Annotated in this window: 14 protein-coding genes and 1 other RNA gene; 3 read left to right on the top strand and 12 right to left on the bottom strand. The window is 71.0% G+C overall.

The window, feature by feature from the left end:
• Positions 1-4 precede the first annotated feature (4 nt).
• The 4 genes from MFF58_RS05420 to MFF58_RS05405 all read right to left on the bottom strand — a co-directional run bounded on the left by MFF58_RS05420 (position 5) and on the right by MFF58_RS05405 (position 3,315).
• Positions 5-439, bottom strand: a complete 435-nt coding sequence (locus MFF58_RS05420; protein ID WP_238285854.1) for a tellurite resistance TerB family protein — start codon at positions 437-439, stop codon at positions 5-7.
• 83 nt (positions 440-522) lie between these two features.
• The gene (locus MFF58_RS05415; protein WP_238285853.1) at positions 523-723 is read right to left on the bottom strand and encodes a DUF3606 domain-containing protein; all 201 of its coding nucleotides are present in this window, start codon (positions 721-723) and stop codon (positions 523-525) included.
• Between the two features lie 305 nt (positions 724-1,028).
• Complete coding sequence (locus tag MFF58_RS05410) at positions 1,029-1,247, bottom strand: YbdD/YjiX family protein (protein ID WP_238285852.1); 219 nt, start codon at positions 1,245-1,247, stop codon at positions 1,029-1,031.
• A gap of 7 nt (positions 1,248-1,254) precedes the next feature.
• On the bottom strand, positions 1,255-3,315 hold the full coding sequence (locus MFF58_RS05405) for a carbon starvation CstA family protein (protein ID WP_238285851.1): 2,061 nt from the start codon (positions 3,313-3,315) through the stop codon (positions 1,255-1,257).
• A 284-nt stretch (positions 3,316-3,599) separates the two neighbouring features.
• Here MFF58_RS05405 and MFF58_RS05400 point away from each other — a divergent pair, with 284 nt between their 5' ends.
• The gene (locus MFF58_RS05400; protein WP_238285850.1) at positions 3,600-4,469 is read left to right on the top strand and encodes an NAD(P)-dependent oxidoreductase; all 870 of its coding nucleotides are present in this window, start codon (positions 3,600-3,602) and stop codon (positions 4,467-4,469) included.
• Positions 4,470-4,669: 200 nt separating this feature from the next.
• On the opposite strand, the gene miaA is transcribed toward MFF58_RS05400, so the two are convergent.
• Complete coding sequence (gene miaA / locus MFF58_RS05395) at positions 4,670-5,593, bottom strand: tRNA (adenosine(37)-N6)-dimethylallyltransferase MiaA (RefSeq protein ID WP_238285849.1); 924 nt, start codon at positions 5,591-5,593, stop codon at positions 4,670-4,672.
• Positions 5,594-5,607: 14 nt separating this feature from the next.
• Here miaA and serB point away from each other — a divergent pair, with 14 nt between their 5' ends.
• The gene (serB, locus tag MFF58_RS05390) at positions 5,608-6,501 is read left to right on the top strand and encodes a phosphoserine phosphatase SerB (RefSeq protein ID WP_238285847.1); all 894 of its coding nucleotides are present in this window, start codon (positions 5,608-5,610) and stop codon (positions 6,499-6,501) included.
• Positions 6,502-6,505: 4 nt separating this feature from the next.
• Here serB and MFF58_RS05385 read toward each other — a convergent pair whose 3' ends face one another.
• The 7 genes from MFF58_RS05385 to MFF58_RS05355 all read right to left on the bottom strand — a co-directional run bounded on the left by MFF58_RS05385 (position 6,506) and on the right by MFF58_RS05355 (position 13,307).
• The gene (locus tag MFF58_RS05385) at positions 6,506-6,667 is read right to left on the bottom strand and encodes a hypothetical protein (protein WP_238285845.1); all 162 of its coding nucleotides are present in this window, start codon (positions 6,665-6,667) and stop codon (positions 6,506-6,508) included.
• A 317-nt stretch (positions 6,668-6,984) separates the two neighbouring features.
• The gene (locus MFF58_RS05380; RefSeq protein WP_238285843.1) at positions 6,985-8,535 is read right to left on the bottom strand and encodes a DegQ family serine endoprotease; all 1,551 of its coding nucleotides are present in this window, start codon (positions 8,533-8,535) and stop codon (positions 6,985-6,987) included.
• A gap of 115 nt (positions 8,536-8,650) precedes the next feature.
• Positions 8,651-9,622 (bottom strand): protease modulator HflC, encoded by a 972-nt coding sequence (gene hflC, locus MFF58_RS05375; protein ID WP_238285841.1) that lies wholly within the window; start codon positions 9,620-9,622, stop codon positions 8,651-8,653.
• Positions 9,619-10,806: an FtsH protease activity modulator HflK gene (hflK, locus tag MFF58_RS05370; RefSeq protein WP_238285840.1), complete on the bottom strand. Its 1,188-nt coding sequence runs from the start codon at positions 10,804-10,806 to the stop codon at positions 9,619-9,621. Before hflK ends, hflC begins: the two co-directional genes overlap by 4 nt.
• A gap of 279 nt (positions 10,807-11,085) precedes the next feature.
• Positions 11,086-11,577, bottom strand: coding sequence for a dihydrofolate reductase (locus MFF58_RS05365; protein ID WP_238285838.1), 492 nt, complete (start codon positions 11,575-11,577; stop codon positions 11,086-11,088).
• A complete protein-coding gene (locus MFF58_RS05360; protein WP_238285837.1) occupies positions 11,574-12,368 on the bottom strand; it encodes a thymidylate synthase in 795 nt (264 codons plus the stop codon). Before MFF58_RS05360 ends, MFF58_RS05365 begins: the two co-directional genes overlap by 4 nt.
• Before the next feature lie 81 nt (positions 12,369-12,449).
• Positions 12,450-13,307 (bottom strand): CPBP family intramembrane glutamic endopeptidase, encoded by an 858-nt coding sequence (locus MFF58_RS05355; RefSeq protein WP_243985468.1) that lies wholly within the window; start codon positions 13,305-13,307, stop codon positions 12,450-12,452.
• Here MFF58_RS05355 and ssrA point away from each other — a divergent pair.
• Positions 13,299-13,682: a transfer-messenger RNA gene (gene ssrA / locus MFF58_RS05350) on the top strand. The genes MFF58_RS05355 and ssrA overlap by 9 nt on opposite strands.
• Positions 13,683-13,708 lie beyond the last annotated feature (26 nt).

Here is a 13,708-nt window from a genome sequence, read left to right as displayed (position 1 = left end):
CGGATCACCGCAGGAGCGCGGATTTGTCGACCTGCAGAGCCCCGGCGATCTCGTCGAGCGCCTTGTGCTCGACCGCGCTGATGCCGCCGAAATCAGCCACGTCCGCGCCGATCAGGAACACGTCTTGGCGCTGCTCGATCGGCCGCTCCGCGATGGCGCCGACGAGCCGCAGGTTCTCCAGGCGCCCCGCCCGGGTCTTGGCCCGGGCGATGGCCTCATAGAGTTCCTGCTCGACCCGCAGGGTGTCGTAGGATTTCTCGAGGATCGGGTTCGCGCGGATGCCGCTGATCGCCGACTCGATCTCCTCCTCGGCCACGTCCCCGTCGGCCACGATGACGTTGGCCGCGGCGGAGACCGCGGCCTGAAGGAAGACGGCGTCGCCCGCGTACGACATGATCGTGCGGCCGAACCGAAGGATGGCGTCCTGGAAAATGCTCATGCCGGCCTCCCGTCAGGTCGGAGATGGCGGACATTGTGGCCGCCGAGTCAAGATGCGGTCGAGCTTGGGCCGGGGATGCCGGCTCAGGTCGCGGGCTCGTGGCCGGGCCAGTCCCGCCCGAGATGGGCCGCCACGCGGGCCGGATCGTCGCCGACCGCCGCCACGGCGGCCTCGACCTGCTCCACCGGGACCATGAGGCGGCGTGCCCAGTAGGCCCGCTCCCAGGCGTGCGCTGTGTTGACGGCCTTCGGCTCGACCGGGTCCTGCGCGTTGTCGTCGGTCATCGGCTCCCTGCTCGCAGATGAGGGCCGAACCGCCCTCCGGCAGGGTAAACGCCGGTGGCGCCGGATCGGTCCGGATGGCGGCGGCGGGCGGCGCCCCTTCGCGGATCGAGCCCGGTCGAGGCGGTCCCCCGCCCGGGACAGGCGCGCGCCGTCCGGGAGCGGGGCGACGCCGCTCAGCAGCGCGGCGCGCACCGATCGCGCGCTGTCCGCAGCTACCCCCCTCCGTCGCTTCCCTCGGCCGCTTCGCGCCGCCGAAGGCCGGCAGGCCCGACCGGGCGGCCCGTCACCCGGCCCCGCCGCACCGCTCAGCAGCAGCGGAAGCCCGAGGTGTTGCCCACGCCGAAGCGGGCATTCTCCCGGTTGCGGAAGAACTCCACCTCCGTCATGGGCGCCCGGTCGGGATGGGTGCGGCGGATATGCTCCGCATAGGTCGCGTAATCCCCCTGCCCCACCATCAGCCGGGCGCCGTCGCAGACGCATTTCGACAGCGTCCGGAGTCGATCCCGCAGGTTTGTCTGCTGCATGGTGTTCCTACTCCGCGGCGACCATGCGGGGCTCGGTCTCCAACGCGGTCCAGCGATCGGCGCGCCACGCCTTCAGGCAGGCCGCGATGCCGAAGCCCGCGATGGCGACGACGAGGCCGATGAACAGGGCCGCCAGGACCGCGTCGATCCGGTCGTTGAGGATGATCTGGCTCATCTGATCGGCGTTCTTGGCCGGTGCCAGGATCTTGCCCTCCGCGGCGGCCGTCGCGTAGCGCTCGGCATGGGCCAGGAACCCGATCTTCGGATCGGCCGAGAAGATCTTCTGCCAGCCGGCCGTGAGGGTGCACAGGCACAGCCACGCGGTCGGGATGATGGTCACGAACGCGTAGCGCTCGCGCTTCATCTTGAAGATCACCACCGTGCAGAGGGTCAGAGCCACCGCAGCGAGCATCTGGTTCGAGATGCCGAACAGGGGCCACAGGGTGTTGATGCCGCCCAGCGGGTCGGTCACGCCCTGATAGAGGAAGTAGCCCCAGGCCCCCACCGAGATGGCGGTCGCCGCGATGCTCGGACCCCACGACGTGGTGTTCTTGAACGACGGGACGGCGAGCGCGACGAGGTCCTGCACCATGAACCGGCAGGCGCGGGTACCCGCGTCCACCGCGGTGAGGATGAAGAGCGCCTCGAACAGGATCGCGAAGTGGTACCAGAAGGCCATCATCGCCTTGCCGCCGACGGCCGACGAAATGATGTGGGCCATGCCGACCGCGAGCGTCGGCGCGCCGCCCGCGCGCGAGATGATCGTGTGCTCGCCGACGTCGGCCGCGGTCTGGGTGATCACCTCGGGCGTCGTAGCGAAGCCGAGCTTGGACACCGCGGCGGCGGCCGTCTCGGGCGTCGTGCCGACCAAGGCGGCGGGCGAGTTCATGGTGAAGTAGACGCCCGGGTCGATCACGCAGGCCGAGACCAGCGCCATGATCGCCACGAAGGATTCCATCAGCATGCCGCCGTAGCCGATGAAGCGGGCATCGGCCTCGCTGGCGATCAGCTTCGGCGTGGTGCCCGACGAGATCAGGGCGTGGAAGCCCGAGACCGCGCCGCACGCGATGGTGATGAACAGGAACGGGAACAGGCTGCCGGCCCAGACCGGACCGGTGCCGTCGACGAACTTGGTGACCGCCGGCATCTGCATGTGCGGGGCCACGAAGGCGATGCCGAGCGCCAGCCCGACGATGGTGCCGATCTTCAGGAAGGTCGACAGGTAGTCGCGCGGGGCGAGGAGCAGCCAGACCGGCAGGATCGAGGCGACGAAGCCGTAGCCGATCAGCATCCAGCAGAGCTGCGGGCCCGTGAAGGTGAAGGCCGGGGCCCAGACCGGGCTCGACGCCACCGAGCCGCCCGCGACGATCGCCAGCATCAGCAGGACGAAGCCGAGGATCGAGACCTCGCCGATCTTGCCCGGGCGGATGTAGCGCGAATAGACGCCCATCAGCATGGCGATCGGGATCGTCGACATCACCGTGAAGGTGCCCCAGGGGCTCTCGGCGAGCGCCTTGACGACGATCAGCGCCAGCACGGCCAGCAGGATCACCATGATCAGGAAGGTGCCGAACAGGGCGATGATGCCCGGCACGGTGCCGAGCTCGGCCCGGATCAGCTCGCCGAGCGAGCGCCCGTCCCGCCGCATCGACACGAACAGGACCATGAAGTCCTGCACGGCGCCGGCCAGCACGACGCCGGCCAGGATCCACAGCATGCCGGGCAGGTAGCCCATCTGGGCGGCCAGCACCGGGCCGACCAGCGGGCCCGCGCCCGCGATCGCCGCGAAGTGGTGGCCGAACAGGACGCCGCGGTTGGTGGGGACGTAGTCGAGCCCGTCATTGTGGCGGACCGCCGGGGTCAGGCGTTTGGGGTCGAGGCGCATCACCTTGTCGGCGATGAACTGGGAATAGGAGCGGTAGGCGATCAGGTAGGTGCAGACCGCCGCGACCACGATCCAGAGGGCGTTGATGGTCTCGCCCCGCTGGCTCGCCACGATCGCCAGAGCCGCGGCGCCGAGTGCCCCCACGAGGGCCCAGGGCCCATGCCTGCCGATCGCCGAACCCATGTCCCACTCCCTGACCGACCACCTCGCGCGCGGGGCCGCGGGGGCTCCGGCTGGGACTCGCGGGTCCCGGGCTACACGGGCGGTTTATCCTATTGGTCCGACGTTGACGCAAGCGATCCGAGCTGTGATGCAGCGTCGGCGGCGGCACGATGCCCGATCTGTCACGTCCGGTCTTCGGCACGGCCCCGATCACTCTCACGAACCGGCGGCCGGGTCTTGTCGCCGCCTGCCGTGAGCGAAGGAAGGGCGCCGGCGCCGACCGGGCCTGCGAGGAGCGCACAACAATGGCGAAGGTCGCATTCCTGGGTCTTGGCGTGATGGGCGGCCCCATGGCCGGACACCTCGCCAAGAAGGGTGGCCACGACGTCACCGTCTACAACCGCACCACGCCCAAGGCCGAGGCCTGGGTGAAGACCTACGGCGGCGCCCACGCGCCCACGCCCCGGCAGGCCGTCGAGGGCGCCGAGATCGTGTTCGCCTGCGTGGGCAACGACGACGACCTGCGCAGCGTCGTGCTGGGCGAGGACGGCGCGCTCGCCGGCATGAAGCCCGGCGCGATCTTCGTCGACCACACCACGGCCTCCGCCGAGGTCGCCCGGGAGCTCGCCGCCGCGGCGGACGCCAAGGGACTCGGCTTCGTCGACGCGCCGGTCTCCGGCGGCCAGGCCGGCGCCGAGAACGGCGTGCTCACCGTGATGTGCGGCGGCGATCCGGCGACCTACGCCAAGGTCGAGGGCGCGATCGGCTCCTTCGCCCGCGCCTGCCGGCTGATGGGCCCGGCGGGTTCCGGCCAGCTCACCAAGATGGTCAACCAGATCTGCATCGCCGGCCTCGTCCAGGGCCTCTCCGAGGGCGTCCACTTCGCCAAGCGCGCCGGCCTCGACGTGGAGGCCGTGCTCGACGTGATCTCCAAGGGGGCCGCCGGCTCCTGGCAGATGGAGAACCGCGGCAAGACCATGAACCAGGGCAAGTTCGATTTCGGCTTCGCCGTGGATTGGATGCGCAAGGATCTCGGCATCCTGCTGGACGAGGCCCGCCGCAACGGCGCCAAGCTGCCGGTCTCAGCCCTGGTCGATCAATTCTACGCCGAGGTCCAGGCCATGGGCGGCAACCGCTGGGACACGTCGAGCTTGGTGGCGCGCCTGGAGCGCTGAAGCGTCGCCCCGGGCCGCGGCGCGGGGGCGAGACGCGCCATACCGGCTCTTTCGTGCTCTTCCGTGAGCGCGCGGGCGGTGGGGGCACTTCCGGAAGGACTTGCTCCCTCGCCCTGTCCCCCGCCCGCACGGGAGATGAAGACCCAGCCTAGGGCCGGTGACGGGTGAGCCCGCTCCGCCCGGCGGATCGGGCTCACCCGTCACAGTAGCGCGTCGCCCGCCGCAGCCTCTGGATCGAGCCAGCGCCAGCCCGTCCCCATCTGGTGGCGGAACCACGTGAACTGGCGCTTCGCATAGGCCCGCGTATCCGCCTGCCCGCGGGTGATCGCCGCCTCCAGATCGATCGCCCCGTCGAGATGGGCGATCAGGCCCGGCACGCCGTGGGCCCGCATCACCGGCAGCAATGGATCGAGGTTTCGGGCGCGCAGACGGGCGACCTCGTCCAGGGCGCCCGCAGCGATCATCGCCCGGAAGCGGGTGTCGATGCGGGCGCGCAGCACCGCGCGGTCGGGCGCCAGGAAGATCTTGTCGAGCGTCCAGCCGGCGAGCGGGCCGGGGACCGGATCGCCGTAGAAGCTGGCGATCGGCCGGCCTGTGGCGAGAAAGATTTCCAGGGCGCGCATCACCCGCATCCGGTCGCTCGGGCGCAGGCGGGCGGCGCCCTCGGGGTCGTGCCGGGCGAGTTCGGCGTGGAGCGCTGCGGTCGGTCGTCCCTCGGCCTCGGTCCGCACCTGCGCGCGCACCGGCTCGGGGACCGGCGGCAACTCCGAGAACCCCTGCTCCAGCGCCCGGAAATACAGGCCCGTGCCGCCCACGAAGACCGGCAAGCGCCCGCCGAGCGTCCCCAGCAGCGCCGCCGCGTCCCGCGAGAAATGCCCCACGGAGTAGTTCACGGCGCCGTCGACATGGCCATAGAGCCTGTGGGGCACCCGCGCCTCCTCGTCCGGGTCGGGCCGGGCGGTCAGGCGGCGCAGGTCCGCGTAGACCTGCATCGAATCGGTGTTGATCACCACGCCCTCGTGCCGTCGGGCCAGCCGCGCGGCGAGCGCCGACTTGCCCGACGCGGTGGGCCCTGCGATGAGGATCGCGGCCGGGCGCCCCCCGGCCTCCTCCCGGTCTGGCAAGGCGTACCTCCACGATGCTGGTCGCGGTCCTGATAGCAAACCCGGATCGGCCGTCCATCACCGACGCGGTCCTGGCCGAGTCCCGCGCCGTGCTGCGGACGGAGCATCAGCCCCGGATCCTGCACGGGGAAGTCGCCGCCGAGCTGCTGGTGCCGGGCGAGCCCGCCGCGGCGGCGTCCCTCGCGGAGAGGCTGCGCACGGCCCTCGCGGGCGAGCCGGTCGATCTCGCGGTGCTTCCCGCCGACGCGCACCGGCGCAAGCGCCTGTTCCTGGCCGACATGGATTCCACCATGATCGAGCAGGAATGCATCGACGAGCTCGCCGGGACGCTCGGCCTCAAGGACCATGTCGCGGCGATCACCGAGCGGGCGATGCGCGGCGAGATCGCCTTCGAGCCGGCCCTGCGCGAGCGCGTGGCGCTCCTGAAGGACATCCCGGTCGGCGCGGTCGACGGACTGATCGCCGAGCACCTGACCCTGACCCCGGGCGGCCGCACGCTGGTGCGGACGATGCGGGCGCACGGCGCCCATACCTGCCTGGTCTCGGGCGGCTTCACCGTCTTCACCGGCCCGATCGCCGCGATGATTGGCTTCGACGAGCACCGGTCCAACGTGCTCGGCGTGGCGAACGGGCGGCTCACCGGAGTCGTCGAGTCCCCGATCGTCGGGAAGGCCGAGAAGCGCGCGACGCTGATCGCCCTGCGCGGCCAATTGGGCCTCGGGGCCGCCGAGACCCTCGCGGTGGGCGACGGGGCCAACGATCTCGACATGCTGAGCGAGGCCGGCCTCGGCGTGGCGTTCCGGGCGAAGCCCGCGGTCGCGGCCGCGGCGCGGGTCCGGGTCGAGCACAGCGACCTCACCGCGCTCCTGTACCTGCAGGGCTACGCGGCGGCGGAGTTCGTGGGGTGAGCGCTCAGCGCAGGGGGCGAGGCGGGGCGATGACCGCCCCCGGAACCGCCCGGGTCTGACGGCCGTGCGTCCCCATGAGCCAGCCCACCGTCTCGTCCTCCGCGGAGGCGCCGGCGCCTTTCACGGCCTCGATGTCGCTCCACACGATCCGGATGTCGATCTGCACGTGTCGAGATGCCCGTGTCGACCTGAACATCGCGGATGTGGGCCATCGTAGCGGGAGGGCAGTCGGCGACATCCACTTGCGCGTCGGCCAAGCCCTCGTCCGGCCCGGGCGGCAGCCTCGCCTTCTCACCGGGGCGGGGGCGAATTTCGGGGTATCGAAGGCGACGGCCGTCACGGATCGCGGATCGTCCGAGCCGCACCGACCCGCGGCACCCGTATGCCGCCCCGTGGCGCCGCGTCCAGGCGGCGTGCCCTGAACACAGGAAAGGCCGCCGCTCCCCGCGAAGCGACGGCCCTCGATCGCGCGCCTGACGGCACTCAGTCCAGCCCGATCGCCACGAAGCGCACGTCGCCCGTGGCGCCCGCCACCAGCAAGAGGACCGACTTGCGGCCGTCCTTCTTCAGGGTGTCGACCCGCTTGGTCACGTCCGCCGGAGTGTTGACCGCCTCCTGGCCGACCTCGACGATCACCTCGCCGGGCTGGATCCGCTTGTCGGCCGCCGTCGAGTTCGGATCGACGCGGGTCACGACCACGCCCTTCACGGTGTCCTTGATCGAGTACTTCTTGCGCAGGTCGTCGGTCATGCCGGAGAGGTTGAGACCGAGCGCCTGACGGGTCGCGCTCTCGGGCTCCGGCTGGCGCAGGTTGGCGAGCTGGGGCTTGTCGCCGTCCTCCAGACGGCCGAGGGTGACGGGCTTCGTCACCTCCTCGCCCTTGCGCATGACGACCACGTCGACCTTCTGGCCGACCGGCGTGGAGGCGACGATGCGCGGCAGGTCGCCCGAGGCCTTCACGGGGGCGCCGTTGAACTTCAGGATCACGTCGCCGACCTCGATGCCGGCGGTCTTAGCCGGGCCCTTCTCGTCGACGCCGGCCACCAGGGCCCCCCGCGGCCCACCCTTCAGGTTGAGGGCCTCCGCGGTGGCGTCATCGACGTTCTGGATGCGCACGCCGAGCCAGCCCCGGCGAACCTCGCCGAAGTCGCGGAGCTGGTCGATCACGGGCTTGGCCGTCCCCGACGGCACCGCGAAGCCGATGCCCACCGAGCCGCCGGTGGGCGACAGGATGGCGGTGTTGATGCCGATCACCTCACCGTCCATGTTGAACAGCGGACCGCCCGAATTGCCCTTGTTGATGGCCGCGTCGGTCTGAATGTAGTTGTCGTACGGTCCGGACTCGATGTTCCGGCCCCGGGCCGAGACGATGCCGGCCGAGACCGAGCCGCCGAGCCCGAACGGGTTGCCGATGGCGATGACCCAGTCGCCCGGCCGCATCTTGTCGGAATCGCCGAACGGCACGGCCTTCAGGGGCCGCTCGGCCGTCGGCTTCACCCGCAGCACCGCGAGGTCGATCTTCGGATCCTTGCCGACGATCTCGGCCTTCAGCTTGGTGCCGTCGTGCAGGATGACCTGGATGTCGTTCGCGTCGCCGATAACGTGGTTGTTGGTCACCACGATGCCGGAGGCATCGATGATGAAGCCGGAGCCCAGGGAATTGGACTTGCGCTGCTGGCGCGGCGCGTCGCTCTCGCCCCGCTCTCCGCCACCGCCACCGCCGCGGCCGCCGCGACGGTTGAAGAACTCCTCGAACAGATCCTCGAAGGGCGTACCCGGGGGGACCTGCGGCCCGGCGCGGCTGCTGCGCGCCTCGACCGTCGTGGAGGCCGAGATGTTCACCACCGCGTCGGTGACCTGATCGGCGAGGTCGGCCAGGGAGGCCGGCCCCTTGGCGAAGGCCGGAACCGGCAGGGCGGCGGTGGCCACGGACGCGCCGACCAGGATCGAGGCCATCAGCGCGCGGGCGCGGGAGCGGGGTTGCGCCTTGGCGCGGCCGATGGGCGCCCCAGGGGCGCTCGCGACGGGGTACATGATCGACCTCTTCAAGAACGCGTCTCCCGATTTACGGGCCCGCGATCCGAGATCGGGGCCCGCTCATTGTCGCGCAAGGTAGTCCGCCGGCGCCATGGCGCCAACACGCGGTCGATCAGCGCGCCGCCCCGGTCGTCGAACCGGTGGTCGCGCTCGGATCCGCGGGTCCGCGCGGGTTGCGGGGGGCCGCCGAAGAGGCCGCCGCCCGGCCCTGCGGATCGCTGAAGTAGCGGAAGAAGTCCGAACTCGGGCTGATCACCAGGCGCGTATCCGATCCCTTCAGCCCCACCTCGTAGGCCTGCATGGAGCGGTAGAAGCTGAAGAAGTCCGCATCCTGGCCGAACGCCTCCGCGAGGATCCGGTTCTTGTCGGCGTCGCCCTGGCCGCGCAGCTGCTCGGATTTCTGCGTCGCCTCGGCCAGGATCACCGTCACCTCCCGGTCGGCCTTGGCGCGGATCGTGGCGGCGATCTGGTCGCCGTTGGCGCGGATGTCGGCCGCCTCGCGCTCGCGCTCGGTCTTCATCCGCTTGTAGACTGCGGCCGAGTTCTGTGCGGGCAGATCGACCCGGGTCATGCGCAGGTCCACGATCTCGATGCCGAGCGCCTTGGCCTGCCGGTTCACGTCCTCCTGGATCTGGTGCATCAGCTGACCGCGATCCGTCTTGACGATGGCGTCGCGGGTCGAGCGGGCCAGCACGTTGCGCAGCCCGGAATTGGTGAAGCTCGCCAGGCGCTGGTTCGCCAGCTCCTTGTTGCCGACCGCTTGATAGAAGCGCAGCGGATCGAGGATCCGGTACCGGGCAAAGGCGTCCACCTCCAGGTTCTGCCGGTCGGCGGTGAGTACCGTCTGGACCGGCAGGTCGAGGTCGAGCACCCGCTTGTCGAAGATGACCACGTTCTCCATGAACGGGATCTTGAAGTAGAGGCCGGGCTTCTCCTCGCCGGTGGCGTTGAGCACGGCGCGGACGCGGCCGAACTGCAGGACCAGGGCCTGCTGCATCTGGCCGACGGTGAAGATCGAGGCGTAGAGCCCGATCGCGACGATCGCCGCGACGGCGATCAGGCCGGTGCGAAGAGCCTGTTTCATCGGGCGGCTCCCGTCTGGGTCTGGGCGCGGGGGCCGAACTCGGAGAGCGGCAGCACCGGCAGCACGCCGGCCGCCGCAGCCGTCCCGGGCTGCGTCCCGTTCTGGTCGATGATCACCTTGTTCACGGAGCCCAGAACCTTCTCCATCGTCTCCAGGAAGATCCGTTCGCGGCTGATCGCCGGGGCGGCCTTGTAGGAGGCGTAGACCTCGCTGAAGCGCGCCGCCTGGCCGGTGGCGTCGGCGGTCGCCTTGGTCCGGTAGGCTTCGGCCTGCTGGACGATCTGGGAGGCCTTACCCCGGGCCTGCGGCACCTCGCGGCTGGCGTAGGTCTTGGCCTCGTTCTGCGCCGTGTCGGCGTCCTGCTGGGCGGCGTTCACGTCGATGAAGGCGGGGCGCACCTCCGGCGGCGGGTTGACCGAGACGAGCTGCACCACCTCGATGCGCACGCCGGCGCCGTACTCGTCGAGCGCCTTCTGGACCATCTCCTTGACCTCCTGGGCGATGCTCGACTGCTCGTTGGTCAGGATCGCCTGGATGTTGCGGCGGCCGATCACCTCGCGCATCGCGCTCTCGGAGATCGCCTTGATGGTGCCCTCCGGATTCTGGAGGTTGAACACGAAGTCGGAGGCCTTCAGCGGGTTGATCCGCCACTGCACCTCGAAGTCGAGATCGACGATGTTCTCGTCGCCGGTGAGGATCAGGCTCTCGTCCGGAACGTCGCGGTTGCGGCCCTGGCCGCCGGGGCCGGAGCGGAAGCCGATCTGGATCGAGTTCTGGGAGCCGACATCCGGCTTCACCACGCCGCCGATCGGGTAGGGGAAGTTGTAGCGCAGGCCCTCGCCCTTGGTGCCGATGTAGCGGCCGAAGATCGTCTCGATGCCGACCTGCCGCGGGTAGACGGTGTAGAAGCCCGTGGCGAGCCAGATCGCCAGGGCGAGGGACGCGATCACCGCCGCGCTGCGGCCGCCCCCGAGGCCGGTCGAGCCGCCGCCACCGTAGCCGCCGCTACCGCCGCCGCCCGGGATCAGGTTGCGCAGGCGGTCCTGCCCACGCCGGAGCAGGTCCTCGAGGTTGGGCGGCGTCTTGCCGCCACCGCCACCGCCGCCACCACCCCAGGGACCGCCGCCGTTGCCGCCGGGCCGGCCCCAAGGGCCCCCGCCGCCGCTCTGATTGCTCCAAGGCATCCTAGCCGTCGTCTCCCGCCTGTCCGCGCCCGGTCCTGCTTCCGACCCGCGCCCCCTGCCTGAACGGCCACGCTCGCCCACCTAGTCCCGACCCGCCGGGTCGGCCTCGGCGCGACCCTGCCCGATCGATGGCCTAAGAGCCTGTGCGCACGCATCTTCCCGCCAAACGCGCGCTCCGCCCGAGCGCACACCCGACAGGCACCTGCGGGCGCGCGCCCCGTGCTGTCAAGGCTGGCAGGTGGGCACGCGGGGCGGCAAAGGCAACCGCGGCGGCGCGCCTCAGCGCACGCGCTCCCAGTCGATGAACGTGAAGGCGTGCTCGTCGCGCGGGCCGGCCGGATGCGCCTCGCGGAAGGCCTCGCGGAAGTGCGCCCGGTCGAAGTCGGGGAATCGCACGTCGCCGTCCGGCTCGGCCTCGACCTCGGTGAGGTGGAGGCGGTCGGCGTGCGGGAGCGCCAGCGCGTAGATCTCTGCGCCGCCGACCACCATCAGCTCCGCGCCGGACGTGGCGGCCAGCGCGGCGTCCCAGCCGTGGACGACCTCGGCGCCCTCGGCCCGGAAGCCGCGATCGCGGGTGAGGACCAGGGTCCGGCGCCCCGGCAGCGGCCGGCCGATCGAGTCCCAGGTGCGCCGGCCCATCAGCATCGGCTTGCCCAGGGTCAGGGCCTTGAACCGCTTCAGGTCGCTGGACAGGTGCCACGCAAGGCCGTTGTCGCGGCCGATCACGCCGTTGCGGGCGACGGCCACCACCAGCGCCACGCGCGGCGTCATACCGCCACCGGGGCCGCGATGGCCGGGTGCGGGTCGTACTGCTTGATGACGATATCCTCGTACCGGAACGCGAAGAGGTCGCGCACCTCCGGATTGAGCCGCAGTTGCGGCAACGGACGCGGGGTCCGGCTCAGCAGGGTGCGCGTCTGCTCCATGTGGTTCCGGTAGAGATGCGCGTCGCCGAAGGTGTGGACGAAGTCGCCGACCCCGAGACCGGTCACCTGGGCGATCATGTGGGTCAGGAGCGCGTAGCTCGCGATGTTGAACGGCACGCCCAGGAAGGCGTCGGCCGAGCGCTGGTAGAGCTGGCACGAGAGGCGGCCGTCGCTCACGTAGAACTGGAACAGGCAGTGGCAGGGGGCGAGCGCCATCCGGTCGAGATCGGCCGGATTCCAGGCCGAGACGATCAGGCGACGGGAATCGGGATTGCGCCGGATCTCGTCGAGGACCCAGGCGATCTGGTCGACGGTGCCGCCGCCCGGCTTCTCCCAGGACCGCCACTGCCGGCCGTAGACCGGACCGAGGTCGCCGCGTTCGTCGGCCCACTCGTCCCAGATCGTCACCCCGTTCGCCCGCAGGGCGGCCACGTTGGTGTCGCCGGCCAGGAACCAGAGCAGTTCGTGGATGATCGAGCGCAGGTGCAGCCGCTTCGTCGTGACGAGCGGGAAGCCCGCCGACAGGTCGAAGCGCATCTGGTGGCCGAACACCGAGAGCGTCCCGGTGCCGGTGCGGTCATCCTTGGCCGCGCCCTCGTCGAGGATGCGCCGGAGCAGGTCCTGGTAAGCGTCCATCGGCCATTCCTGCGCGTCGGCGGCCCGCACGGCAAGTTCGTCGCCGACATCTGTCCACCGCCGTCACGCCCGGCGGCGGACTCAGGCCGGCCAGAGCAGGTACGTCACCAACGCGAGGTTCGACCAGCCGTGCAGGGCGATGCCGGGCCAGAGCCGGCCGGTGCGCCAGCGCAGCCAGCCGAGCGCCAGGGCCAGGGGCAGCAGCGAGACCGGCCGGGCCAGCCCCCAGGACGAGACGTGGGCGGCCGCGAAGATGAGGGCGGTGACCAGGATCGCCGCCAGGGGGCCCACCGCGGCCTGCGCGCGGGCGAAGGCCTCGCCGCGCAGGAGCAGCTCCTCGGCCACCGGAGCCAGGATCGCCAGGTAGGCGAGCCACGCCGCCACCGCGGCCTGGCTCATGAACGGCGACAGCCGGACGTGCTGCCCGAAGCTCGCCCCGAACAGCTCGGCCGTGCCGGTGACCCAGGCGATGTGCAGCACCGGCCAGACGAGCAGAAGCGCCAGCAGCGCGACCGGCCGCATTCCGTTCAGGCGCTCGCGGTCCAGGGCGAGGCGCCGCCGCCAGCCGGTCCGGTCCTGCCACCACGCGCCGCCGAGCACGAGGGCGGCGAGGAAGACTTGGCGCAGGGCATCGATGGCGAAGGCCCGGTGGGCGAGCTCCACCGCGCCGATGAACGGGCGCTGCTCCGGGGGCAGGAACGGGTCGATCCCCTTCCACAGGTCGAACCCGACCCGCACGGCGACCAGCGCGAGCAGGCTGGCGGCACCGAGGTAGAGGACCACGAGGGCCACCAGGGCCCCGAGCTGCCACGTCGCCGTCCAGAGGCGGCCGGGAACGCCCCGGCGATCGGAGGCGGGCGCGCGCGACTGCGCACTTCCGGCAACAGCCTCGCCCGGAGGCTTCAAATGAGGCGGCGGCGCGACACGATCGGGCTTCAAAACCGGACCGATCCCCTCTATATCTCGGGTGCCGGTCGCGAGGCCGGCTATGGCGATAAACGTTCTTCGCAATAAACCTATCGGACCCGGGGGCGGTACCCGGCGCCTCCACCCGAGCCCAGGACATGCTGCCGCAAGGCGCATGATCGGAAGCCTGGGCTTCGGCGGGGGCGAAGTAGGATCGACGAGGGCGTAAAGGTTGAGCTTTCGCTCGGCATGGTTCCGCCGTTATCGGGCCTTTGCAACAGTTGCCAACGACAACTTTGCTGCGGTGGCGGCGGCCGCGTAAGCGGCTCCGAGACCGCGACTTGAAGTCCTGCCGGGTCGCACCGGACAGGCGGGGTAGGCAGGCACCTGGCAACGGAAGCCGTCACATCAATTCCTCGGTCCAGCCATCCGCG

The sequence above is a fragment of the Methylobacterium longum genome, from assembly GCF_022179385.1.
Classification (GTDB): Bacteria; Pseudomonadota; Alphaproteobacteria; order Rhizobiales; family Beijerinckiaceae; genus Methylobacterium; species Methylobacterium longum.
This window is presented reverse-complemented; position numbering and strand designations above follow the sequence as displayed.